Annotated in this window: 17 protein-coding genes; 8 read left to right on the top strand and 9 right to left on the bottom strand. The window is 73.7% G+C overall.

Annotated features, from left to right (window positions below; translation table 11 throughout):
* Nucleotides 1-12 precede the first annotated feature (12 nt).
* The gene (locus BU204_RS25540; RefSeq protein WP_075128289.1) at nt 13-2,817 is read right to left on the bottom strand and encodes a helix-turn-helix transcriptional regulator; all 2,805 of its coding nucleotides are present in this window, start codon (nt 2,815-2,817) and stop codon (nt 13-15) included.
* Nucleotides 2,818-2,950: 133 nt separating this feature from the next.
* Here BU204_RS25540 and BU204_RS25545 point away from each other — a divergent pair, with 133 nt between their 5' ends.
* Nucleotides 2,951-7,054 carry an nSTAND1 domain-containing NTPase gene (locus BU204_RS25545; protein WP_075128290.1) on the top strand — a complete coding sequence of 1,368 codons (4,104 nt, stop codon included), beginning with the start codon at nt 2,951-2,953 and terminating at the stop codon, nt 7,052-7,054.
* A gap of 64 nt (nt 7,055-7,118) precedes the next feature.
* Here BU204_RS25545 and BU204_RS25550 read toward each other — a convergent pair whose 3' ends face one another.
* The 3 genes from BU204_RS25550 to BU204_RS25560 are packed head-to-tail and all read right to left on the bottom strand — an operon-like array spanning nt 7,119 to nt 10,800.
* Entirely contained in the window at nt 7,119-9,347 is a 2,229-nt protein-coding gene (locus BU204_RS25550; RefSeq protein ID WP_075128291.1) for a xanthine dehydrogenase family protein molybdopterin-binding subunit, read from the bottom strand.
* Between the two features lie 5 nt (nt 9,348-9,352).
* Nucleotides 9,353-10,324, bottom strand: a complete 972-nt coding sequence (locus BU204_RS25555) for an FAD binding domain-containing protein (protein ID WP_075128292.1) — start codon at nt 10,322-10,324, stop codon at nt 9,353-9,355.
* Nucleotides 10,324-10,800, bottom strand: coding sequence for a (2Fe-2S)-binding protein (locus BU204_RS25560; RefSeq protein ID WP_198943001.1), 477 nt, complete (start codon nt 10,798-10,800; stop codon nt 10,324-10,326). Before BU204_RS25560 ends, BU204_RS25555 begins: the two co-directional genes overlap by 1 nt.
* Nucleotides 10,801-11,149: 349 nt before the next feature.
* Between BU204_RS25560 and BU204_RS25565 the strand changes: the two genes are divergently transcribed.
* The 3 genes from BU204_RS25565 to BU204_RS25575 all read left to right on the top strand — a co-directional run bounded on the left by BU204_RS25565 (nt 11,150) and on the right by BU204_RS25575 (nt 12,715).
* On the top strand, nt 11,150-11,692 hold the full coding sequence (locus BU204_RS25565; RefSeq protein ID WP_075128309.1) for a TetR/AcrR family transcriptional regulator: 543 nt from the start codon (nt 11,150-11,152) through the stop codon (nt 11,690-11,692).
* A gap of 240 nt (nt 11,693-11,932) precedes the next feature.
* The gene (locus BU204_RS42305; RefSeq protein ID WP_408608046.1) at nt 11,933-12,100 is read left to right on the top strand and encodes a hypothetical protein; all 168 of its coding nucleotides are present in this window, start codon (nt 11,933-11,935) and stop codon (nt 12,098-12,100) included.
* A gap of 123 nt (nt 12,101-12,223) precedes the next feature.
* A complete protein-coding gene (locus BU204_RS25575) occupies nt 12,224-12,715 on the top strand; it encodes an ABC transporter ATP-binding protein (RefSeq protein WP_233160586.1) in 492 nt (163 codons plus the stop codon).
* A gap of 13 nt (nt 12,716-12,728) precedes the next feature.
* Here BU204_RS25575 and BU204_RS25580 read toward each other — a convergent pair whose 3' ends face one another.
* Nucleotides 12,729-13,319, bottom strand: a complete 591-nt coding sequence (locus BU204_RS25580; protein WP_075128294.1) for a phosphatase PAP2 family protein — start codon at nt 13,317-13,319, stop codon at nt 12,729-12,731.
* A 109-nt stretch (nt 13,320-13,428) separates the two neighbouring features.
* Between BU204_RS25580 and BU204_RS25585 the strand changes: the two genes are divergently transcribed.
* The gene (locus BU204_RS25585; RefSeq protein WP_143229734.1) at nt 13,429-14,316 is read left to right on the top strand and encodes a hypothetical protein; all 888 of its coding nucleotides are present in this window, start codon (nt 13,429-13,431) and stop codon (nt 14,314-14,316) included.
* Complete coding sequence (locus tag BU204_RS25590; RefSeq protein ID WP_075128296.1) at nt 14,313-15,023, top strand: hypothetical protein; 711 nt, start codon at nt 14,313-14,315, stop codon at nt 15,021-15,023. The genes BU204_RS25585 and BU204_RS25590 overlap by 4 nt, the downstream gene beginning before the upstream one ends.
* A gap of 18 nt (nt 15,024-15,041) precedes the next feature.
* Here BU204_RS25590 and BU204_RS25595 read toward each other — a convergent pair whose 3' ends face one another.
* Nucleotides 15,042-16,307 carry a M1 family metallopeptidase gene (locus BU204_RS25595; RefSeq protein ID WP_075128297.1) on the bottom strand — a complete coding sequence of 422 codons (1,266 nt, stop codon included), beginning with the start codon at nt 16,305-16,307 and terminating at the stop codon, nt 15,042-15,044.
* Nucleotides 16,298-20,158, bottom strand: a complete 3,861-nt coding sequence (locus tag BU204_RS25600) for a Pls/PosA family non-ribosomal peptide synthetase (RefSeq protein WP_075128298.1) — start codon at nt 20,156-20,158, stop codon at nt 16,298-16,300. The genes BU204_RS25595 and BU204_RS25600 overlap by 10 nt, the downstream gene beginning before the upstream one ends.
* A gap of 219 nt (nt 20,159-20,377) precedes the next feature.
* Here BU204_RS25600 and BU204_RS25605 point away from each other — a divergent pair, with 219 nt between their 5' ends.
* Nucleotides 20,378-21,613, top strand: a complete 1,236-nt coding sequence (locus BU204_RS25605) for an acyl-CoA dehydrogenase family protein (RefSeq protein WP_075128299.1) — start codon at nt 20,378-20,380, stop codon at nt 21,611-21,613.
* Here BU204_RS25605 and BU204_RS25610 read toward each other — a convergent pair.
* On the bottom strand, nt 21,610-22,080 hold the full coding sequence (locus BU204_RS25610; protein ID WP_075128300.1) for an FBP domain-containing protein: 471 nt from the start codon (nt 22,078-22,080) through the stop codon (nt 21,610-21,612). The two genes, BU204_RS25605 and BU204_RS25610, sit on opposite strands and share 4 nt — an antisense overlap.
* A gap of 45 nt (nt 22,081-22,125) precedes the next feature.
* Here BU204_RS25610 and BU204_RS25615 point away from each other — a divergent pair, with 45 nt between their 5' ends.
* Nucleotides 22,126-22,686, top strand: a complete 561-nt coding sequence (locus BU204_RS25615) for a TetR/AcrR family transcriptional regulator (protein ID WP_075128301.1) — start codon at nt 22,126-22,128, stop codon at nt 22,684-22,686.
* A gap of 135 nt (nt 22,687-22,821) precedes the next feature.
* Here BU204_RS25615 and BU204_RS25620 read toward each other — a convergent pair whose 3' ends face one another.
* Nucleotides 22,822-23,154, bottom strand: a complete 333-nt coding sequence (locus BU204_RS25620; protein WP_075128302.1) for a pentapeptide repeat-containing protein — start codon at nt 23,152-23,154, stop codon at nt 22,822-22,824.
* Nucleotides 23,155-23,212 lie beyond the last annotated feature (58 nt).

Here is a 23,212-nt window from a genome sequence, read left to right on the forward strand (position 1 = left end):
CGGGAAACGCGGTCAGTCGGACTCCGTGACCCGGCGCGTCAGGTCCACTCTGGACCGGACGCGGAGTTTGGCGAAGGCGCGCGACACGTGGGTCTCGACGGTCTTTCGGCTCAGGTACAGGCGTTCGGCGATCTCGCGATTGGTCAGTCCCGCCGTCACGAGGTCGACGATCTCTCGCTCGCGGGTGGTGAGCGTCGCGAGGCCGTTCTCCGTGCTGTGGCGCGGCCGGGGAGCGCGGGCAGCGAACCGGCGTTCGTCCCTGCCGAGCTCGCCGGCGAGCCAACCGGCCGAGCTCGTCGTGAAGAGCGCCTTCGCGCGGCCGAGCTCGTCGTGCGCCGCCGCGCGCCGGCCGCCTCGGGTGTGCAGGACGGCCAGGAGCCGCCGGACGATGCCCTCCTCCACCGGCGAGCCGGCGTCGGCGAACCGGCTCACGGCCGCGGTCGCGTGCTCGGTTGCCGCGTCGAGGTCGTCGGAGGCCTCGAGCACCAGCGCACAGGCGTGGTGCGCCGCGCCGAGCTGGTGGGCGAGGCCCGACTGCCGGGCGTGCCGCAACGCCTCGGTGGCCGCGTGCCGTCCCTCGTCGAGCCGGCCGAGTGCCACGTTGGCCTCCGCACGCAGCGCCCATCGGTAGGGCGCGGTGGGTGCGTCCTCGCCGTGCTCCCCGGCCAGCTCCGCGAGGCACCGCTCCCCGTCGCCGGCGGCGAGGTGCACCTCGGCGAGGCTGAGCTGCGCGAGCCCGGACCACCAGCCGCCACCCGGCCGCCCGGCGGCGGCGACCTCCTCGGCCAGCGCGAGCGCCGCCCGGGGGCCGTGGCGCCACAGGGTCGGGCGCAGCCGGACGATGTCGGCCATGGCGGCTGCCTCGGCGGCCCTCATGATGGCCGCGCACTCCCGTGCCTCGTCCGCCGAGGCCAGCGCTTCGGGCAGCTGCCCGAAGCGGGTGCGCAGGTAGGTGTCGACGATCAGCAGGTACGGCACGGTATGGGCGAGCCCGTTGCCGCGGGCGAGCTCGAGCGCGCGGCCGATGTGGCGCTCGGCCCGGTCGTGGTGTCGCAGGTGGAGCTCGACCCAGGCCAGTGGCGCGACCGTGCCCAGCTCGGGGAGCAGCGCGGCGTCCGGCGTGGCGTCCACCAGCCAGCCTGCCCGGTCGATCTCCGCCCCGGCGGCCGCGATCTCGCTGCGCTGCAGGAGTCCCAACGCCAGCACGGCGTGCGCCGACGCCTCCAGCGCCGTGTTCCCGGTGCCGGCGACGGCCTCGAGCGCGCGACTCGAATGGTGGCAGACGCCCGCCGGGTCGTGTCGGAGCAGGTCGACACCGGACAGCTCGAGCAGCGCCTGCGCGACCCGCTCCCCCCGCCCCGGCAACCGGTCGAGCTCGCTCGTGAGCAACGCCGTCGCCTCGTCCAGCTTGCCGAGCAGTCGGTAGACCACCGCGCAGAACGTCACGGCCTCGGCACGGTGCGAGCCGCCCGCCTGGATCACCTCGTGCAGCAGCAGCCTGCTCTCCGCGAGCTCACCGCTGAAGCCGAGCGTCCTCGCCAGCAACATCAGCAGCTCACCGCGCCGGTCGGCGAACTCGGCGCGGTCGGGGACGAGCTGCAGGGCCCGGCGCGCCAGCCGCGCCGCCGTCGCCGGGGAGGTGTGCCGCGTCGCGGTGGCCGCCTCGACGAGCGTGTCCACCGCCACCTCGTCCCCCGGCCGCGCGGACCGCTCGGTGTGGTGCGCGAGCGCCAGCACCGGCCCGCGCCGGTCCCTCAGGTAACCCGCGATGCGGCGGTGGGCCCGGGTGCGCCACGCCGGCGGGGCGAGCCAGTACGCCGCCGCGCGGACGAGCGGGTGGCGGAAGCGGAAGCGCGGCCCGTCCGGTGCCACCACCCCGGCGCGGCTGAGCGTGTCGAAGGCCGCGGCGGCGGAGGAGTCGGACAGCTCGGCGGCGAACGCGACGAGATCGCGGTCGGCCGGATCCCCCGCGACCGCCGCCGCCTGCGCGACGAGGCAGGACACCGGGTCGAGCGTCGCCAGCTCGGCGCCCAGCACGTCGAGCAGGTCCTGTTCGGGGACCGCGCGGTCGTCGACGGCCTGCTCCGCGAGCACGGTCAGCGTCTGCTCGTCCGCGCCGGCGAGCACCCGGAGGTAGAGCGGGTTGCCCCGGGTCGCGCGGTGCAGCAGCGCCCGTCGCCGCGCCGGCTCGTCGGGAAACAGCACGGCCACGTCCTCGGCCCCGAGCGGGTCGAGCACCAGCTGGGTAGCCGCGGAGCCAAGGCGTGCCAGGGCGTCGGCCAGACCGGGCGGCGGCTGGCCGGTCCGGTAGGCCACCGCCACCAGCACCGGCGCCCTCGGTGGCCGCCGCAGCAGGTACTCGGTCAGCTCGAGCGAGGCCGGGTCGGCCCAGTGCAGGTCGTCGAGGACGAGGACCGCGCCGAGCTCACCCGCCTGCCGCGAGAGGAGCCTGCGGACACCGCGGAACAGCCGGTACCGGTCCAGCTCGGCCACGCCGCCCGTGGCCGCCGCGGTCAGGACGTCGAGCTCGGCGGACGGCGGAGGCGTCACGGCCGGCCGCTCGAAGGCGTCGGCGAAGACACCGAAGGGGACGTTCCGCTCGAACTCCGTCGCCTGGCCGCGGTGCACCGTGAGGAGGCGGTGTTCGGCGCGCTCGACGAGCGCGTCGAGCAGCATCGTCTTGCCGACGCCGGGTTCACCGCGGATCGCGACCGCCCGGAACGCCCCACCCACGACCTCGGACAACACGCTGTCGACGCGTTCGAGCTCCTGGCGCCGGCCGACCAGCTCACCGGCCCGGGCTCCGGCAACGGCCATCCTGCCCCTTCGACGCCCGACGGATCCGCCTGTGCTGTCGGTGAATCACCGACGGACGTTACCCGAATGTCAGGGTGCGGGTGCGGGACTCACCCGATCCTGCCCTGCGCGGCGCCCGGTAACCCTTGAGGTGATGGAGTTCCGCGTACTGGGCCCGCTCGAGGTCCGCACAGGCTCACGGCCGGTCGAGCTCGGTGCCGGCAAGCAACGCGCGCTGCTCGCCGTGCTGCTCTGCCACCGCAACACCCCGGTGCCGACCGAACGCCTCGTCGACGCGCTCTGGGGCGCCAACCCGCCGCGGACGGCCGCCGACAACCTGCGGGTGTACGTCTACCACCTGCGCCGCGCGCTCGGCGACGGGAACCGGATCGCCCGCCACCGCCGCGGTTACGCGGCGCTGGTCGCGCCGGGCGAGCTGGACGTGGACCGCTTCGTCGAGCTCACCGGACAGGGACAGCGGGCCGAGGACCACCTGGCGGCCGCGGCGAAGTTCCGCCAGGCGCTGGACCTGTGGCGCGGCACCCCGTACGTGGACGTCGGGGTCACCACGCTGCACGAGGAGACGCGCCGGCTCGAGGAGCAACGGCAGGCGGTGCTGGAGCTGCGCATCGACGCCGACCTCGCCGCGGGCCGGCACACCGAGCTCATCCCCGAGCTGTCCGGGCTCGCCGCGCGGCACCCCCTGCGGGAACGCCTCCACACCCAGCTGATGCTCGCCCTCGACGGCGCGGGCCGCCGCGCCGAGGCACTGGAGGTCTTCACCCGGCTGCGGGCCCGGCTGTCGGACGAGCTGGGGCTGGATCCGAGCGAGCGGTCGTGGCGCGTCCAGTCCGCTGTCCTGCGGGGCGACGCGCCGGTCGAGCCGCGGGACCTGCCCGCCACGTGCCCCTACCCAGGCCTCGCCCCGTTCGACGTGGCCGACGCCCCGTTGTTCTTCGGCCGGGAGCGCCTCCTGGCGGAGGGCATGGCCCGGCTGGCGACGCACCGGCTGCTCGCGGTGGTCGGCCCGTCGGGCAGCGGAAAGTCCTCGCTCGCCCGCGCCGGCCTGCTCGCCAGGCTCGCGCGACACCACCGCACGGTCGTCTGCAGACCGGGCGCGCATCCCCTCGCCCGGCTGCCGGCCCGCCTCACCGAACCGGGTGCGCCCTTCGTCCTGCTCGTCGACCAGTGCGAGGAGGCGTTCACCGAGTGCGCGGACCCCGAGGAGCGGGCGCGGTTCTTCGACCTGCTCACCTCGGCGGCGGCGGACCCGGCCCGTCGCGTGCTCGTCATCGTCGTGCTCAGGGCCGACTACTACGGGCACTGCGCGGCCCATCCCGCGCTCGCCGAGGCACTCGGGCGGGCGCAGGTCCTCGTGGGACCGATGGGCGAGGCCGAGTTGCGGCGGGCCATCGAGCGGCCGGCCGCGCTCACCGGCCTCCGCCTCGCCGAGGGGCTCACCGACGCGCTCCTCACCGACGTCGCCGGCCGGTCGGGGGCGCTGCCCCTGCTGGCCACGGCGCTGCGCGAGCTGTGGGAACGCGGCGGCGGCGACGGCCTGCTCACCGTCGACGACTACGTGGCGAGCGGCGGCGTGCACGGCGCGGTGGCGAGGCTCGCGGAACGCGCGTACGCGGAGCTGCCCCCGGCGCGACGGCACGTCGCCCGCCGGGTGCTGCTCCGGCTCGCCGCTCCGGGCGACAGGGACACGATGGTGCGTCGCAGGGCCCCGCGCGCGGAGCTCGCCGCCCTGGGCGGCGGGGACGTCGAGGCCGTGCTGTCGACGCTGACCGCACACCGCCTGGTCAACGTGGACGACGAGGCGGTGGAGATCGCGCACGAGGCGGTGCTGGCGGAATGGCCGAGGCTGCGGGAGTGGCTGGCCGAGGACCAGGCCGGCCTCCGCCTGCACCGCGCGCTCACCACCGCCGCGAGCGCCTGGGTGGCGGGCGGCCGCGCCCAGGAGGACCTGCTGCGGGGCGTGCGCCTCGCCGCCGCGGTGGAGTGGGCGGAGCCGAGGGCCGCGGAGCTGACGACCGTGGAAGCCGAGTTCCTGGCCGCCAGCCAGGCCGCGGAGGAACGGACCGCCAGGCAGGTGCGTGCCGACGCGCGGGCCATGGCGTGCGCCAACCGCAGGCTGCGTTGGCTGATCGTCACACTGGTCACCGTGCTCGTCGGTGCCGTCGGCGCGGGCGGCGCCGCGTTGGTGCAGCGTGACCGCGCCGAGGAACGCACTCGTGCCGCGCACGGCCGTGAGCTCGCCGCGAGGTCGGCCGCCGAGGCCGACCTGGACCGGGCGCTGCTCCTGGCCGTCGCCTCGACCCGGCTCGACGAGTCGCCGACGTCGAACGGCGCGCTGGTGTCGGCACTGGTCCGGGCCGACCGCCTCCGCGCGGTCACGCTGCTGCCGGTGCCGGTCGTCGGCACGGCGCTCGCACCCGGCGACCGGGCCCTCTACGCGAGCGGCTTCGACGGGGCGGTGTTGCGGGTCGACCTCGCCACGCGCGAGAGCACGGTCCTCGACCGCGTCGCACGCTCGACCCTCGGCAGACCGGCGATCAGCCCGGACGGCGCCACCCTCGCGGTGAGCGCCGTCGCCTCCGGGCGCGCTCGCGTGCTGTTCTGGGACCTGGCGAGCGGACGGCGCATCGGCGAGCACCCGATCGGCACCCAGCTGGCGGTCGCGACGGCGTGGCGCGCGGACGGCCGGGGTGTGGCGCTCACCGTGCCGGGCGAGGTCGTCCTGGTCGACGCGGCCGCCCCCCGGCGGGTGCGCCGCGTCCCGCTGCCCGGACTGACGTCCTCGCACGGCGCCGACGTCGCGTTCACCTCGGCCGGCCTGGTCGTCTCCGGCTCGAGCGCGACGGCGGTGTTCGACCCGACGACCGGGGCGGTTCTCCGCAGGACCGACGTGGGCGGCCCGCTCGCGGTGTCCCCCGCCGGCGACGCGGTGTTCCTCGGCGGCGGGACCAGCCGGGTCCCGGCCGTGGTCGACGTAGGCACGGGGGTGGTCCGCACCGCGCTCGACCCGTTGCCGTCGCTGGTGTCGAAGGTCGCCTGGCACGGCGACACGCTCGTGGCCGCGGGCCTGGATCTCGCGGTGCGGGTGTGGGACGTGCGCGGCCCGGCGGTCCCGGCCACGACCATCCACGGGCACAGCGCGAACATCCTGGGGCTGACCGTCAGCGCGGACGGCAGGACACTGCACACCGCGGGTCTCGACCACCGGGTGCTCACCTGGGACCTGTCGGGTGAGCACCGGTTCCGCCGCGCCGTTCCGACCGGGATCACCACGGCCGACCCGCTGCCGTCGAGCTTCCACCCGGACGGCTCGCTCGTCGCGGTCGTCGTACGTCCCGACCGGGTGGCCCTGCACGACACCACCAGCGGCAGACAGGTCGGCGTGCTCACCGCCGCCGGGGACGCCCGGCTCACCGCGGTGGCGTTCAGCCCGGACGGCTCGACCCTGGCCGCGGGCGACGAGGCGGGACTCGTGCGGCACTGGGACGTTCCCCGCCGCCGACCGCTCGGCGAGCCGAGGCCGACCGGGAGCCAGGCCCTGCGGCTGCTGCGGTTCTCGCCAGACGGCCGGTGGCTGCTCACCAGCGACCTGCGGACCGGCGCGCGCCTGGTCGACCTCGACGCTGGCCGGCACGCCCCGCGGCTGCCCGGCCCGGCGCAGCTCACCGACGCGCTGTTCGCCGGCCCGTCCCTCGTCGCCATCGGGGGACGGGACAGCGAGGTCCACCTGGTGCGCCTCACCGAGGACGGGCCCCGCCCCGCGGGGCGGATCCGGTTGCCCAGCAGGGCCAAACACCTCGCGGCGTCCGGCGACCGCCTGCTCGCCACCGACGTCAGCGGGCGGCTGCTCGGCTGGGACCTCACCACCCGCCGGGAGCTGTGGCCGGCCCGTCGTGTTCCCGGCGGAGTCACGAGCAGGCTGTCGATGAGCCCGGGGGGAAGCCAGGTCGCGGTGGCCGCGGGTGGCGCCGAGACCGTCCACCTCTGGGACGTCAGGTCCGGTCGCCGCGTCGCCGATCTCCCGCAACCCCAGGTGACCCCGGCGAACTTCGTGTTCGGCCAGACGGGGCGGCGACTGCTGGTCCTGGGCGCCAGCGGAACGCTGGTGGACTGGGACCTCGACCCGGACTCCTGGCGCAGGACCGCGTGCGACATCGTCGACCGCGAGCTGACCCCGGTCGAATGGGCCGAGCTCGGCGTTCCCGCGCCGGAGAGCCCGCTGTGCGGCGGGCCGTAGCCCCGCGGGCGAGCGGCACCGGTGGGGCGCCGCGGAGGTCCGCGGCTGGAGCACCCGGCGCCTGTCACCGCGCGAGGAGCTTGTCCATGGTGACCGGGAGGTCGCGGACGCGGATGCCCGTGGCGTCGTACACGGCGTTGACGATGGCCGCGGCGGAGCCGGCGGTGCTGAGCTCGCCGATACCGCGGGCTCCGAGCGGGTTGAAGACCGTGTCCGGGTAGGAGAGAAAGTGGACGTCCACGGGAGGAATGTCGGCGTTGACGGGAATCGGGTAGTCGGCGAGGTTGGCGTTGGCGATCCGGCCGCTCGCCGGGTCGACGCGGGCTCCCTCCAGCAGCGCCTGGCCGACTCCCCACACGATCCCGCCGACGATCTGGTTGCGTGCCGTCGCCGTGTTGATGATCGTCCCCGCGTCGACGACACACGTCATGCGGGCGACTCGCGGTTCCCGGGTCCACCGGTTGACCCGCACCTCGCAGAAGCACGCCCCGAACGAGGCGAAGGCGTGGCGGGTGACCTCGTCTCCCTGGCCCGTCGCTTCGACTGCCTCGATCCTGCCGGTGCCCGTCGCGGTCAGCAGCTCGCCGAAGGTGGCGGTGGCGCGCCCCGCGTGCAGTACGCCGTCCCGGTAGTGCACGTCCTCGACGCTCAGGCCGTGGAACGGGGAGCGGTCGTGCTCGACGGCGTGCTTGCGGAGCGCGCGGATGGCGGACTCGGCCGCGGCCCGGACGGCGGGTGCCGCGCTCGCGGTGCCGGTCGAGCCGCCGGCGCCGGCCAGCATGCCCGGCACCAGCGGCGACGAGGCGAGGGCGGAGTCACCGAGATCGGGCCTGATCCGGTGGATGGGAATGCCCAGGCTGTCCGCGCCGACGACGGCGAGCACGGTCCACATGCCGGTGCCGGGGTCGGCAGTGGCCCCGGCGACGTCGGCGGTGCCGTCCCGCCGGAAGGCGACCCGCATCGCCATCTCGAACCGGGCGGCCGGATACACCAGGGTGGCCATGCCCATGCCGACCAGCCAGTCGCCGTCCACCCGTGTGCCGGGCTCCGCCGCGCGGCGGTGCCAGCCGAACCGGTCCGCGCCGACCCGGTAGCACTCGTCGAGGTGCTTGCTCGACCACGGCAGGCCGGTCCCGGGATGGGTGGTGGAGTAGTTGGCCGTCCGCAGCGCGAGCGGGTCGACGCCCAGCGTGGCGGCCAGCTCGTCCATGGCGCTCTCCAGGGCGAACGAGCCCGGTTCCTCGTTGGGCGCACGCATGATCGTCGCCGGTGGGACGTCCAGCGGCACCACCCGCGCGCCGAGGTGGATGTTGGGGCAGCGGTACACGGTCCGGGACCAGTCGGCGGGATCACCGAAGTACGGACCGGCCACCGAACCGCTGGAGACGGCGTCGTGCTTGATGGCGTTCAGCCGGCCGTGCCGGTCGGCGCCGAGGGACACGGTCTGCGAGAAGGCCGGCCGATGCCCGGTGACGGTGAACAGCTGCTCACGGGTGACCACGACGCGGACCGGTCGGCCGAGCTCACGCGCCGCGGAGGCGGCGAGCACCGACTGCGGGTAGGCGACCACCTTGCCGCCGAAACCGCCGCCCACGTGCGGGCTGACCACGTGCACCCGTGCCGGGTCGACCCCCACCGCGGGAGCCACCTGCAGGGCACGCAGCAGCGGCGCCTGCGCACCGCAGTAGAGGGTGAGATGGCCGCCCTGCCACACCGCCGTCGTCGCGTGCGGCTCCATCGGGTTGTGGTGCTCCGGGTGCTGGGTGTATGTGGCGGTGACGGTCACCTCGCTGCGGGCGAGGGCCTCGTCGATCGAACCCGTCCCGGCCGCCAGGATGTCGACGGGCGGCCGTCCCTGGGTGGCGTGCGGGACTCCGTCGGCGAACGACGCGTTCGGCGTTCGCCGCTGGTAGGTCACCTCGAGCAGAGCGGCGGCGTCGCGTGCCTGTTCGAAGGTGCGCGCCACCACCATCCCGATGACCTGCCCGTGGTATCGCACCTCCTTGTCCTGCATGGGGAACTGGAGGTAGCCGATACCCGCCGTCGGGTCCTGCGCCCAGGGGGGCTCCAACGGTGGCGGCTCGAACGGGGTGTACACGGCCAACACGCCGGGTGCGGCGCGGACGGGGTCGACGTTCATCGAGCGCACGGTGCCGCGGCCGATGGTGCTGAGCACGAGGTAGCCGTGGGCGAGGTCGGATAGGTTGTGGTCCGCCGGGTACCTGGCGGCGCCGGTGACCTTGAGCCGGCCCTCGACGCGCCTGACCGGTGTTCCGACAGGTGATCTGGTCATGGGGCTCACACCGCCAGGCTCGTCAGGGCGCGGACGATCGTCCTGCGCAGGAGTTCGGGCTTGAAGGCGTTGTGCGTTAGAGGTTTCGCGCCGTGACTGGCGACCATGGCCGCGGCCTCGAACACGTCTGTCCGCATCGGCCTGCCCCGGAGCGCCCGCTCGACGGCCGGGAGCCGCCACGGCGTGGTGCCGACGCCGCCGGCCGCGACCCGCACGTCCTCGATCACGCCGTGGCGCAGGTCGACGGCCACCGCCGCGGAGGTGAGCGCGAACTCGAACGAGCTGCGGTCGCGAACCTTCACGTAGGTCGAGCGCCGCGCCCAGTCGAGCGTCGGCACCACCACCTCGGCGATGATCTCCCCTGGGCGCAGCCGGTGCTCCTGGTGCGGGGTGACGCCGGGCAGGAGGTAGAGCTCCGCCACGGGCATCCGACGGGTGCCCGTGGCGCCGTGGATGACCACCGAGGCGTCCAGTGCGACCAACGCGACGGCGAGGTCGCTGGCGTGGGTGGCCACGCACTGCGCGCTCGTACCCAGGACCGCGTGCGTCCGGTTGTCCCCGTCGATCGCCGGGCAGCCGCTGCCCGGCGCGCGCTTGTTGCACGGGCTCGCGGTGTCGCGGAAGTAGCCGCAACGGGTCCTCTGCAACAGGTTGCCGCCGATCGTGGCCATGTTCCGCAGCTGCGGCGAGGCACTCAGCAGCAAGGCCTTGGTGATCATCGGGTACCCCGTGGCCACCAGCCCGTTGGCGGCGACCTCGCTCATCGGCTCCAGCGCGCCGAGGCGCAGACCGTGCCGGTCCACGCGGATACCCCGCAGCGGCAGGGCGTTGAGATCCAGCACCAGGGTGGGCGTCATGACGTCGAGCTTCATCAGGTCGACCAGGGTGGTGCCGCCGGCGAGGTAGGCCGAGCCGTCCCTCGCCTGGTGGAGTGCCTGCCGCACGCTGTCCGGCGCGGCGAACTCGAAGGGCCGCATCAGTCCGCTCCGTTCCGCGTCCGGCCCGCCTGGACAGCCCGGACCGCGTCGACGATGTTGTTGTAGGCGCCGCAGCGGCACAGGTTCCCCGACATCGCCTCGCGGATCTCGGCGTCGGAGCGGGCGGTGCCCTCCCGCGCCAGTGCCACGGCCGACATGATCTGGCCGGAGGTGCAGAACCCGCACTGGAAGGCGTCATGGTCGACGAACGCCTGCTGCATGGGGTGCAGGGCCTCGCCCCGGGCCAGGCCCTCGATGGTGGTGACCGGCCTGGGCGGCACGGCGCAGGTCAGGGTGAGGCAGGACAGCACCCGCCGACCGTCGACGTGCACCGTGCACGCGCCGCACTGCCCGCGGTCGCACCCCTTCTTCGAGCCGACCAGGTCCAGCCGGTCGCGCAGCGCGTCCAGCAGCGTCACCCGTGGGTCCAGCCGCAACCGCCGGTCCTGCCCGTTCACCGACAGCACGACGTCCACCAGGCCGTCGACCGGTGTCCGGTGCGCGACGACGGCCGGGCTGGCCTGGGCCGCGGCGGGACCGAGCGCGACGACGCCGGCCGACACCGCCGCCGCACGACCGAGGAAACCGCGTCGGGACACAGCTGAACGACCAGCGTCGACCTGGCCGTCCTTGTCCCGATCCGGGTCAGAAGGCATGGACAGGGTCCTTCCAGGTGGGCGCCGGGCCTCGCGGCATGCCGGGCGACGGATGGGTAGAATCGGAGCTATCCGGGATAGCCATCCCGCTTCGAGCGAAGATACGGGACGGCCATCCCGGTTGTCTACCGAGCCTGAGAGAGGTCTCAGCATGGGCGGTGAACCCCCGATGCGCGCCGACGCCAGACGCAACCGCGCGCACGTGCTGGAGGTCGCGATCGCGGCCTTCGCCGCCGAAGGGCTCTCGGTCCCGGTGCACGAGATCGCCCGGCGCGCCGGCGTGGGCACGGGGACCGTCAGCCGCCACTTCCCCACCAAGGAAGCCCTCTTCAAGGCCGTGGTTCTGCGCCGGGTCGAGGTGATCGTCAACCGCGCGAACGAACTGTCGGCGACCGAGGCTCCGGGAGACGCGTTCTTCGCGTTCTTCGCCTTCGTCGCCGAGCAGGGCCTGCTGGACCGCGGCCTGGCGGACGCCCTCGTCGGGGCGGGCTTCGACATCTACGCCGCGGCGGCCGGCGCCGAGCAGGACCACCTGACCGCCTGGCGCGACCTCCTCACCCGCGCCCAGCAGGCAGGCGCCGTCCGCGCCGACGTCGACATCGCCGACGTCAAAGCCCTCCTCGACAGTTGCCTCACCCGACAACGCGACAAACCCGACCCCGCCGCGCATGCCCGAATGATCAACATCGTCTGTCAGGGCCTGAAAGCCTGAGCCCCTGTCGCCGCCCGCTGTCGGGGACCGTCGCATGTCCCTGCGTGGCCGCCCGTTCGTCGACGCCGCGGTCGTCGGCGGCTCCTCACGCACCCGGGTCCTGGTCCGACACCTGCTGCCCAACGTCGCGCCGCAGGTGCTGCTCGCCGTCATGTACGCCGGGCGGATCATCGAGACCGGCCCGACGGGAACGGTCTCGACACGCCGCGACATCCCTACAGCCGAGGCCTGCGCGACGCCCTGCCCGACCACGCGTTCACCCCGATCGCCGGCCAGCCGCCGCTGCTCACCGACCTGCCGCCCGGCTGCTCGTTCGCACCCCGCTGCGAACGGGTGGCGCCGGTCCGCGCCGAACGGCCGAGCCTGTCCGACGACGACCACGCCGCGGCGTGCCACAACCCATGCTGACCGCGCAGGGCGTCACCGCCGGCTACCGCCACCCGGTGGTGACCGACATCGACCTGACCATCCACCGGACAGACAGTCGGCCTCGCCGGCCCCAGCGGCAGCGGAAAGTCCACCATCGCGCGCGTGCTGGCCCTGCTGCACATGCCGTTCGCCGGCACCGCCCACCTCGACGGCCAGCAGGTGACCCGGTTCCGGCACCGCGCACCGCGCGCGCTGCGCACCCGGATCGGGGTGCTGTTCCAGCAGCCACGCCTGTCCGTCGACCCCCGCATGACGCTGCGCGGCGCGATCGCGGAACCCCTGCGCGCCGGCGGCAGACCCGACCGCGTCGACGAGCTGGCCGAGCTGGTCATGCTCACGCCGGACCTGCTCGCCCGCCGCCCGCACGAGGTCAGCGACGGCCAGCTGCAACGCGCCTGCCTCGCCCGCGCTCTCGCACCGCGGCCCGCCTACCTCGTCTGCGACGAGATGACAACCATGCTCGACGCCTCCACGACAGCCGCGCTCGTCACCGCGATCCGCGACTACCAGCGCGCGACCCGTGCCGGCGTGATCGCCATCTCGCACGACACCGCCCTGCTCGACCGCTGGGCCGACGAGACCGTGCGGCTGTAGGGCGCGTCCCACGTCACCCGGGCACGTCGGATGCCAGGGGTGCCAGCCGCGCGAGCAGCGCGCGTACCGCGAGGACGGCGGAGATCGCGAACAGCGCGCCGCCGACCACGTCGGTCAGGTAGTGGTAACCGAGGCCGACCATCCCGACGGCGACCGCGACGAGGACAACGGCGCCGAGCGACGCGGTGGCGGTGCGCAGCGCGCCGCGGACCAACACGAACACCACGACCAGCGTGGCGACCATTCCGACGGTGTGGCCGCTGGGGTAGGCCAGCGCGTCCCCTATCCGCCGGTCGAACGCCGGTTTCAGCAACCACGTGTTCGCCGCGACCGCGACCGCGGGCCCGAGGACGACGAACAGCGCATCCCACGGCCGCGCGGCCGACAGACACCCGCCGACCAGCAGCGCCAGCACCGGCAGCAGCACGTACGGCTCGGTCGGCAGCACCAGGGCGTGCAGCACCCCGTCCGGCCACCCGCCGACCGAGGACCGCGCCGCCTCGTCGACCCCACTCGGTCCGCGGTCACCCGCGACGACGAGCCCGAGCGCGAGGGCGAGGAGCACGCAGCCGACGGCCACGATCGTCACCGGCCGGGAGGTCATGACCGACGGTAGCGCGGTCGCGCCGCGGACCGTCGTCGCGCACCCGCGACGCACGTCGTCTTTCCCGCACGGGGGGTGCCGCGTCGGTCACCGGTCGTATCCTCGGGTGGTGACCTCGCCTCGACCGGAAGCCGACCCGGCGGTGCACAACCACGTCGCCGAGGGGGCGACGGTGATGGGCCACGTCGTGCAGGCCGGCACGTTCAGCGGACAGGTCCACTTCCACTACCGGGACCAGAACGCGCCACTGGACCTGCTGTCCCTGCGGCGCTGGCTGGACCGCGTCGCGGAGGACTTCCGCGCGGTCGCCGAGCAGGACCGCACGGGGCGCGAGCACGGCAAGCGCCTGGACTCCACGCGGGCGGTCGTGGCGGACCCTGGCCAGGAGAGCAGACAACGCGACGTCATCCGCCGCCTGCTCGTGGCCGGGCTCTGCGGGTACCTGGCGCGGACCAGGGACGCCGCTCCCCCGCCCCTGCCGGAACAGATCCTGTTGGACCTGGTCGTCTTCGCGCTGTGGCCGGTGGTCACCGCCCGGCGCCTGCCAAGGGACTGGCAGGGCGAGCTCGCCGAGATCACCTCCGCGCGCCTGGCCTCGCTGGTGGCGCAGGCCCGAACGAGCTGGCGGTCCGGGGACGGGACGGCCGCCGAGACCTTCGCCAGGGCCTTGGCCCGCCGCTCGCTGTTCCCGGCGATGTCCGTCCTGTTCGACGACCTCGCCGACCCGCGCCGCGGGGGCGCGCTGCTGACGTCCATGGCGCTGGTCGGCGGATTGCCCGAACCCAGGACCGGCACGGCACGCACGGTGTTCGTCTGGGCGGTGGGCATCGTGGGCGGGGCCGCGGCGGTCACGGTCGTGCTCGACCGGGAGTCCCAGGTCCACCGGCTGCTCGAGGAGGCGATCGCCACCCTGCCGGACGGCTCGGCCGATCTCGACCTGACCGAGCTGCTGGCCGAGTTCATCGACGCCCTGCTCGAACAAGGGGGCACCGGGTGACCGACTGGCTCGACACCGTCCGCACGCTGGGGTGGCAGTGGCAGCTCGTCGGCGCCGCGGCGGCCGGGCTCGCGATCCTGCTGGTCGGCAACCGCCTGTTGAAGGCCGCCACCTGGGGCAGCCCACGCGCTCTGGTCGAGACCTCCCAGCTCTACGTGCGACTGCGCGCGCTGCCCCCGGCCACCCTGTTCCGCTGGCGGGTGGGCGTCGGCCTGCAGGTCGTCGTCTACGACGAGGCGACCGACGAGGAGAAGGAGATGCCCTCGGGGTTGCGGCCGGACCGCGCGGGACCGGGGCTCGCGTTCTGGATGTGGGGTGAGCGACCGCGTTCGGCCGCCTTCGTCGCGGCCCGGGTGCGGCGAGACTTCCTCGTCCGGCTGGTGTGCTTCTTCTGGTTCTTTCTCGGCGGGTTCGTCGTGCTGGTGCGACTGGCCATCACCGAGAGCCCGCTGTGGCTGGTGGCGCTGGTGTTCCTGCTCGTCCACCAGCTCGCGACCAGCGCCACGGGCCGCTACATCCTGTTCGAACAGCCCCGGCACGCCGTCCTGCTGGCGGTCGCGGCGTTCCTGTTCCTGCGCGGCGGCGTGCTCGCGACGGTCGCGGTGTACGCCCTGGGCGCGTACTTCGTGCTGTACGTCCTGGGGTTCTGGTACATGGTGAGCAGTGGGCGGATGGAGCGGCTGGCCGTTCTCCGCGACGCGCTGTGAGGCGCGACCGGCCCGCGTTCAGGTCGGCAGGGCGGGTTCGAACAGCCAGCCGGTGAACAGCGGGCCCAGCTCCGCGTCGGTGTGGTACTGGGCGAGGGCGGTGAAGTCCGTGGTGGTCGCCGTGCCGTAGCGGTGGGTCAGGGTCCACGTGCGGAGGATCGCGAAGAACGCCTCGTCGCCCACGCGGGTGCGCAGGGCGTGCAACGTCAGCGCGCCCCGCTGGTACAGGCGGTCGTCGAACATCTCCCCGGCCGTGGGAGCGCCCACCCGGAGGTCCTGGGGCAGCCGCGACAGCGACGCACGGGAGCGGCCGGCCAGGACCGCCGCCGGCGGACCGCCCGAGTACTCCGACCACAGCCACTCCGCGTAGGTCGCGAAGCCCTCGTTCAACCAGATGTGCTGCCAGTCCGCCACCCCGACGCTGTTGCCGAACCACTGGTGTGCCAGCTCGTGGGCCACCAGGCGCTCGTGGCCCCGTCTGCCGTCCACGTGGTTGGCCCCGAAGATCGACAGGCCCTGCGCCTCGACCGGCACCTCCAGCTCGTCCGCCGTGACCACCACCCGATAGCCCTCGAACGGGTAGGAGCCGAACAACCTCGCGAAGACCGACATCATCGCCGGCTGCCGCGCGAAGTCGTGAGCGGCCGCGCGCACCAGCGGTGGTGGGACCATCACCTCGCCGTCCGATGAGGACAGCCGCTCGTACCGTCCTATCTGGACGGTCGCTAGGTACGTGGCCATCGGGGCGTCCTGCCGGTACACCCACGTCGCTTTCGCGCCGACCACCCGGCACTCGGCCAGGGCACCGTTCGCCACCACCGTGTAGGACGCCGGCGCGGTCACCGCTATCCGGTAGGTCGCCTTGTCGTCCACGCGGTCGTTGCACGGGAACCACGACGGCGCACCGACCGGCTGACCGGCCACGATCACCCCGTCGGTCAGCTCGTCCCAGCCGACATCGCCCCAGTACCGGGTCCGGATCGGACGGGGGGTGCCCGAGTACCGGACCTCGACCGCGACGGGCCCGGTCACCGGCCCGCGGACCCGCAGCTTTCCCTCGCGGTGGCTGTAGCGCGCGGGCTTTCCGGCCACCGTCACCCGGTCGACCCGGAACGTGCCGAGATCCAGCACCACCGTCGTCAGTGGCGCCACCGGCACCACGGCCAGCACGGCCCGGGCGGTCACCCGGCCCGTCGACGGCTTGTAGTCGAGCTCGAGGTCGTAGTGCGCGACGCGGTAACCGGGGTCGCCGTGCCGGTACAGCTCCGCCCCGGTCAGCGCCATGCGGCCACGGGGTTGCCAAGCCACCTCGTGCCGGCCGGCACGTTCTCACCCCGCATCACCAGCGAAGCCGGCCCGACGGTCGTGTCGGCCCCCACGGTGGTTCCGGGCAGGACGATCCCGTGCGGGCCGAGCGTCGCGCCGGCGCCGAACGTCACCCGGTCCATACGCAGGATTCGATCATGGAACAGGTGCGTCTGCACGACGCAGCCCCGGTTCACGGTCGCACCGTCGCCCAGCCGCACCAGGTCCGCCTCCGGCAGCCAGTACGACTCGCACCACACGCCCCGGCCGATCCGTGCCCCCATCGCCCGAAGCCAACCGTTCATGACCGGCGTGCCGCCCGCGGCGCCGACCAGCCACGGCACCGCCAGCACCTCGACGAATGTGTCCGCCAGCTCGTTGCGCCACACGAACGCGCTCCACAGGGGATGGTTCGCCGCACGGAACCGCCCAACCAACAACCACTTCGCGGCAATCGCCACCACGCAGGCGACCAGCCCGGCGCCGGCGAGCAGGAACCCGCCGGCCAGCCAGAGACCCCGGTCGGCCAACGCCGCCAGCCCGGCGAGCAGCAGCACGGTCAGCGCCACCGAGCACATCACCGGTACCACCCGGCACAGCTCGACCAGCGCCCTGGCGACCAGCAGTCTGGTCGGCGGCTCGTACGTGCGTGCCGCGCCGGCGTCCTCCGCGACACGCGGCAGCCTCATGGGCGGCATGCCGAGGTAGGAACTGCCGCTCTTGGCTCGCTTCGGCGCGGTCGACAGCACCCCGATCAGTCCGCGGTTCGGCACCGAACGCCCGGGCCGTGCCATGCCGGAGTTGCCGAGGAAGGCTCGCTTGCCCAGCCGGACCGTGGCGATGCGCAGCCACCCGCCGCCCAACTCGTAGCCGGCGACCATCGTGTCGTCGGCCAGGAACGCGCCGTCGCCGATGGTGGTCATGGCGGGCAGCGCGACCACTGTGGACGCCTCCACCCCGCGGCCGACCCGCATGCCGAGCGCGCGCAGCCACACCGGGGTGAACAGGCTGGCGTACAGGGGGAACAACCGGACTCGGGCGGAGTCCATCAGCCGCATGGTGGCCCACGCCTGCCAGGCGACACGCCCGCGCACAGGGTGGTGGCCCTCGCGCAGCCCGATGCCCAGCAGCCGCACGCTCACCAGGATCAGCACGGCGTGGGTGGCGAGCCAGACGACTGTCGCGAGCGGCACCGCGACCAGTGCCGCACCGAGTGCCTCGCCCAGGGTGGTGGCGCCGCGGGTGAACAGCACGGTCAGGACGACCGCCGGCAGCGCGGCGACGGCCGGCAGCAGTGCGAGCGCGGTGGACGTCGCGTCGTAGGCCAGCGCCCAGCGGCGTGACCGAGGCGGGCGGGCCTTCGGCCAGCGGTGCGCGGCCTTGCCCTCCTTGGTCGCCGGGACACCGCTCCACCGCTGTCCGGTGGGCACCGAGCCCAACACGCCGGAACCGGGCGCGACCTCGGCGCGCTTGCCGACCCGCGCACCGGGGAACAGGGTGCTGCGCGCGCCGACGGTGGCCCCGGCGCCCACCCTGATCCTGCCGATGTGCACCACGTCGCCGTCGACCCAGTGGCCGGACAGGTCCACCTCGGGTTCCACCGCGCTGCCCCGGCCCAGCCGCAGCATGCCGGTGACCGGCGGAACGGAGTGCAGGTCGACGTCGGGGGCGACGCGGGCGCCGAGCGCCCGCGCGTAGTGGACGAGCCACGAACCGGACAGGTCGGCCGCACCGGAGCGCTCGGCCAGCTGTTCGGCGAACCACAACCGCAGGTGGACCGAGCCGCCACGTGGATAGCTGCCCGGGCGGACCCCGCGCAGCAGCAGCCGGGCGCCACCGGCGGAGATCGCCAGCCGCCCCGGCGAGCTGTACAGCGCCAGCCACCCGGCGCCGACCAGCCACCACGAGGCGGTGGGCAGCCACGGCACGGTCAGCACGTTGCCGAGCGCGGCGAGCGCCACCGTCCAGCGGAGCGCGACGAGCGTGAACAGCGGCAGCATCAGCAGCGTCTGCACGACCGCCGCGGCCCGGGGAACCGGTGAGACCACGCGCGTCGGGGCGTGGTCGCCCGCCAGGTCGTCGAGCCGGGCGGCGAGCGCGCCGAGCGTCGGGTGGTGGTAGACGTCGCTCACCGAGACCGTCGGGTGCTCGGCGCGGACCAGCGACACGAGCCGGGCCGCCGCGAGGCTGCCACCGCCCGCCGAGAAGAAGTCGGTCGCGGGCCCCGTGGGCGCCACGCCGAGGACGTCGGTCCAGCGCCCCGCCAACCACGCCTGCGTGCCGTCCAGCTCCACGGGGTTCTCGTCGGCCTGGTCGGTGCGCAGCGGCCAGGGCAGCGCGGCGCGGTCGACCTTGCCTGAGGTCCGGGTGGGCAGCGTGTCGACGACCGCGAGCCGCGGGACGAGCGCTGCGGGCAGCGCCTCGCGCAGCCGGCTGAGCGCGCCGGCCTGGTCGAAGTCGGCCGCCGTGACCAGGTAGCCGACCAGCAGCTGCGTGCCGCTGGCCGTGGTCCGCACCGCGGCCGCCGCGCCGGTGACGTGCGGTAGCGCCTGCAGGGCGGCGTCGACCTCGCCGAGCTCGATCCGCCGGCCGCCGAGCTTGACCTGCTCGTCGGCGCGGCCGAGGAACACCAGCCCCTCGGGCTCGGCGCGGACCAGGTCGCCGCTGCGGTAGGCGCGGTCCCAGCCGAGCGCGGGCAGGGACGCGTACTTCTCCGCGTCCTTGGCCGGGTCGAGGTAGCGGGCCAGACCGACGCCGCCGATCACCAGCTCGCCGGTGCCGCCCATCGGCACGACCTCCCCGGCGGGGTCGGTGGAGAAGTCGACAACCGCCAGGTCCCAGCCGGCGAGCGGCAGCCCGATGCGCACCGGGCCCTCGCCGCCGAGACGGGCCGCGCAGGCGACGACCGTCGCCTCGGTCGGGCCGTAGGTGTTCCACACCTCGCGGCCCTCCACGCTGAGCCGCTCGGCCAGCTCCGCCGGGCAGGCCTCGCCGCCGAGGATGAGCAGCCGCACGTCGTCGAGGGCTTCGGCGGGCCACAGCGCCACCAGCGTCGGCACTGTCGACACGACCGTGATCTCCTGCTCGACCAGCCAGGGTCCGAGGTCGACGCCGGTTCGGACCAGCCAGCGCGGTGCGGGCACCAGGCAGGCGCCGTTGCGCCAGGCCAGCCACATCTCCTCGCAGGAGGCGTCGAACGCCACGGACAGCCCGGCCAGGACGCGGTCGTCCGGCCCAATGGGCTCGGCCGTGCAGAACAGGCCGGCCTCGGCGTCGACGAACGCGGCGGCGTTGCGGTGGGTGACCGCCACGCCCTTGGGCTTGCCGGTGGAGCCGGAGGTGAAGATGATCCACGCGTCGTCGTCCGGGCCGGGCCCGCCGGGCCGCCCGCCCGCCGGTCCACGCAGGGTGAGCTCCTGGTCGGCGCCCAGTACCGCGCAGACCTCCGCCTCGCCGAACACCAGGTCGGCGCGCTCGTCGGGGTCCTCGGCGTCGACCGGCACGTACGCCGCACCCGCGGTCAGCACGGCGAGGATCGCCACGTAGAGGTCGGCCGTGCCCGACGGCACCCGGATGCCGACGCGGTCGCCGACCCCGATGCCCGCCGAGGCGAGCCGCTCGGCCAGCGCGTCGACCACGGCCAGGAGCTCGACGTAGGTCAGCGTGCCGGTCGCGGCGTCGATGGCCGCCGCATGCGGGTGGCGCGCGGCCGTGTCCGCGAGCACGTCGACGAGGGTGTGTGCCGGCGTGGCGGCGGCACCGTCGAACCGGCCGAGCGGGGGTGCGAGCGGGCCGAGCAGGGAGTCCAACTGATCGTAGACGGCGGTCATCGATCACCGGCCGAGCGCAGACCCAACAGATCCTCCAAAGTTTCCGACCGCACCGCGCCCCGACCGGCGGTGGGCGGCATGCCCTGGCCCCATCGGCCGGGCGACCTGCAATTTTAGCGCTCGCTCGGAGTTGTGCGCCCACGGCACGGCGGAAAGTGAGCGATCACTCAGCGAGAATGGACACGCTCTCCGACTCCGACGTGGCAAGGGATCACCACGATGGCCGTTTCGTTCCTCCTTGACCCGCAACAAGAACAGCTCAAGGCAGTCGCACGTGGCTTCGCCCGGGAGCACCTGCGCGACCTCGCCGCGGCGACCCGGGCCGAACCCGACCCGCGGGCCCGGGCGCTGCTGGTGCGGCCGGTGTTCGAGACCGCCGTCGCGGCGGGGTTCCTCAAGGGGCTGATCCCGGTGCCCTTCGGCGGGACCGCGTCCAGTGGTGTCGACGCCGCCATCCTCATCGAGGAGTGGGCGGCGGAACTCCCCGACTTCGTCATCGCCATGGCCGGGCCGTTGATCGCGCTGGCGCCCGTCTACCAGGTGGGCAGCCCGGACCAGGTCGAGCGCTTCGTAGCGCCCTTCCTGGCCGACTCCGGCGCGCCGGTGGCGGCGATGGCCTTCAGCGAGCCCGAGGGCAGCGCGAACTTCGACGCCGACGGGCCCGGCGAAGGAATCCGCACCACCGCGGACCTCGACGGCGACGAGTGGGTGATCAACGGGCGCAAGGCGTGGGCGTCGCACCTGTGCGGCTGGGACGGCGACGGCCCGGACATCATGACCATCGTCTGCCGCACCCCCGGCGGCGTCTCCCTCGTCGTCGCCCAACGCGAGCACCTGGCCGGGAGGATCGAGGTCGAGAAGTACTACGACCTGCCCGGGCTCAGAGGCTGCCTCACCACCCGGATCCGGCTCGTCGACGTGCGCGTTCCGCGCGGCAACCTCCTCGGCGAGGAAGGCCAGGGGGTGGACCTGACCCGCAGCGCGTTTCTCCCCAGCGGCGCGTCGATCGGCATCTTCGCCACCGCCGCGATGCGACAGGCCTTCGACCTCGCCTATCGCTTCGCCCTCACCGAGAAGCGCGGCGGCCCGGTGCCGATCATCGAGTACCAGGCCGTGTCCGACGTCCTCGCCGACGCCAAGGGGAAGATCGAAGCCGTCCGGCTGTTGACGTGGCGCGCACTGGACGCGGTGATGTCGATGCACCCGAGCGGCCCGGAGCTCGCCCTGCATGCCAAGGTCTTCGGCTCCGAGACCGGGGTCGCGGTCGTCAACGAGCTCGTCAAGATCATTGGCGTGACCGCCTACGACCAGGACTTCCCCATCATCCGCCATCTGATGGACGCGCTGTCCTACCCGGTCATCGAAGGCAGCAACGTCGGGGTGCGCCGCAGGCAGCTGCAGATGCTGTTCCGCACCCCGGGCTACGACCCGCTCTCGGCCTCGGGCATGGCCTAGGTGACCTTGGTCAGGAACGCGGCGAGGTTGGCCGTGGTCCGTTCGATCTGGTCGGGCAGGGTCAGCGACTCGTGGATCCGGCTGCCCGGCCCGGCGTCCTTCTTGCCGCGCAGGTAGAGCGAGCAGGCGAGGTCCGAGCACATGTAGGCGCCCACCGAGTTCTCGCGCTGCCGTGCCTTGCGCGCGGTCATCAGGGCGACGTCCTCGTGGGTGGTCAGGCACAGCGAGCACATGACGCGCCGCCTGCGCCCGGGCGCCGCTCGGCGCAGGGCGACGCCGACCGTGGCTCCGCCGGCGTCGGCGACGAGGTACGCCCGTTCCGGCGACGCGGGGTCGCGCCACCCGAGGAAGTCCAGGTCGTTCCAGGGGCGGTCGGCCAGGTCCCTGGGCACGGCGAGCCGCTTCGCCTCGCCCTTGGTGCAGTTGACGAAGGACGCGCGGATCTCGGGTTCGGTCATCGGTCTCATGACCCTATCCTAGAGCCTCTAGGCAATGGGTTAGTATCTCCAGGCATGGCACGAGTGGGGATGACCGCGGAGCGCCTCGTCCTGGCGGCGGCCGAGCTGGCCGACGAGGTCGGCTTCGAGAACGTGACGGTCTCGGCGCTGGCCCGCCGGTTCGGAATCAGGGACGCGAGCTTCTACTCGCACATCCGCAATGCTCAGGAACTGCGGGAACAGGTGTCCCGGCTGGCGCTGACCGAGCTGGCCGACCAGGCGGCGAACGCACTCGCCGGCCGGTCTGGCCGCGACGCGCTGGTGGCGTTCGCCAACGCCTACCGGGACTACGCCAGGCGACACCCGGGGCGGTACGCCGCCGGCCAGCTCCCGGTCTCCCCCGCGACCGCCGACGCGGCCCGGCGCCACTCCGAGCTGACCCGGGCCATCCTGCGGGGGTACGAGCTGCCGGAAGCCGAGCACGTCCACGCGGTGCGGCTGCTGCACAGCACGTTCCACGGCTACGTCAGCCTGGAGCGGGCCGGCGGGTTCGACCACTCGGGCGACGTGGCGGCGTCGTGGCGCAGGGTTCTGGACGTCCTCGACGCCACCCTCGCCCACTGGCCGGCGCCGTAGGCCGGACGCGCTCGGGCGAACGGCGGAGACGGCATCGCTGCTGCGGATCAGGATTTCGTTCGTTTGACCAGCACGTGATTCACCGCACTCGATTGCGGGAAGTCCGCCTACAGAGAACGGAAACGGGAGCATCGGTCACGTGTCCGTGCTCGTGGGATGTGGGTCGCCGAGCTTCGTACGAGTGAGATCCGCAGCCAAGAGGGTTGCGCCGGCCAGGTCGATATTGGTGAGATCCGCTCCCGTCAAGTCCGCGTTCGTAAGATTCGCAGCAGTCAGGTCCGCCTCAATGAGGGTCGCTCGGGTAAGATCAGCGCCTTCAAAATTCACGCCAATCAGATCGGCTCCGCTCAAATTTGCGTTTGTCAAATCGACGCCACGAAGATTCGATCCAGTCAGATCCGCATTAGCGAGAGTGGCAGCGGTGAGAACCGCCTCGCTCAACTCGGTATTGATCAGACTTGCGCGCATGAGACTTGCACCGCTGAGAGCCTGTTCCTGAACTTATTTGGTGAGGCGTTGGCTGGTG

Source organism: Actinophytocola xanthii, assembly GCF_001921205.1.
GTDB lineage: Bacteria > Actinomycetota > Actinomycetes > Mycobacteriales > Pseudonocardiaceae > Actinophytocola > Actinophytocola xanthii.

What these genes read in the sequence shown, in the direction of transcription:
- BU204_RS25620 (WP_075128302.1), bottom strand. Translation starts at nt 23,154, where the DNA reads ATGCGCGCAAGTCTGATCAATACCGAGTTGAGCGAGGCGGTTCTCACC.
- BU204_RS25555 (WP_075128292.1), bottom strand. Translation starts at nt 10,324, where the DNA reads ATGCGGCCCTTCGAGTTCGCCGCGCCGGACAGCGTGCGGCAGGCACTC.
- BU204_RS25605 (WP_075128299.1), top strand. Translation starts at nt 20,378, where the DNA reads ATGGCCGTTTCGTTCCTCCTTGACCCGCAACAAGAACAGCTCAAGGCA.
- BU204_RS25545 (WP_075128290.1), top strand. Translation starts at nt 2,951, where the DNA reads ATGGAGTTCCGCGTACTGGGCCCGCTCGAGGTCCGCACAGGCTCACGG.
- BU204_RS25615 (WP_075128301.1), top strand. Translation starts at nt 22,126, where the DNA reads ATGGCACGAGTGGGGATGACCGCGGAGCGCCTCGTCCTGGCGGCGGCC.
- BU204_RS25550 (WP_075128291.1), bottom strand. Translation starts at nt 9,347, where the DNA reads ATGACCAGATCACCTGTCGGAACACCGGTCAGGCGCGTCGAGGGCCGG.
- BU204_RS25540 (WP_075128289.1), bottom strand. Translation starts at nt 2,817, where the DNA reads ATGGCCGTTGCCGGAGCCCGGGCCGGTGAGCTGGTCGGCCGGCGCCAG.
- BU204_RS25600 (WP_075128298.1), bottom strand. Translation starts at nt 20,158, where the DNA reads ATGACCGCCGTCTACGATCAGTTGGACTCCCTGCTCGGCCCGCTCGCA.
- BU204_RS25580 (WP_075128294.1), bottom strand. Translation starts at nt 13,319, where the DNA reads ATGACCTCCCGGCCGGTGACGATCGTGGCCGTCGGCTGCGTGCTCCTC.
- BU204_RS25595 (WP_075128297.1), bottom strand. Translation starts at nt 16,307, where the DNA reads ATGGCGCTGACCGGGGCGGAGCTGTACCGGCACGGCGACCCCGGTTAC.
- BU204_RS25565 (WP_075128309.1), top strand. Translation starts at nt 11,150, where the DNA reads ATGCGCGCCGACGCCAGACGCAACCGCGCGCACGTGCTGGAGGTCGCG.
- BU204_RS25610 (WP_075128300.1), bottom strand. Translation starts at nt 22,080, where the DNA reads ATGAGACCGATGACCGAACCCGAGATCCGCGCGTCCTTCGTCAACTGC.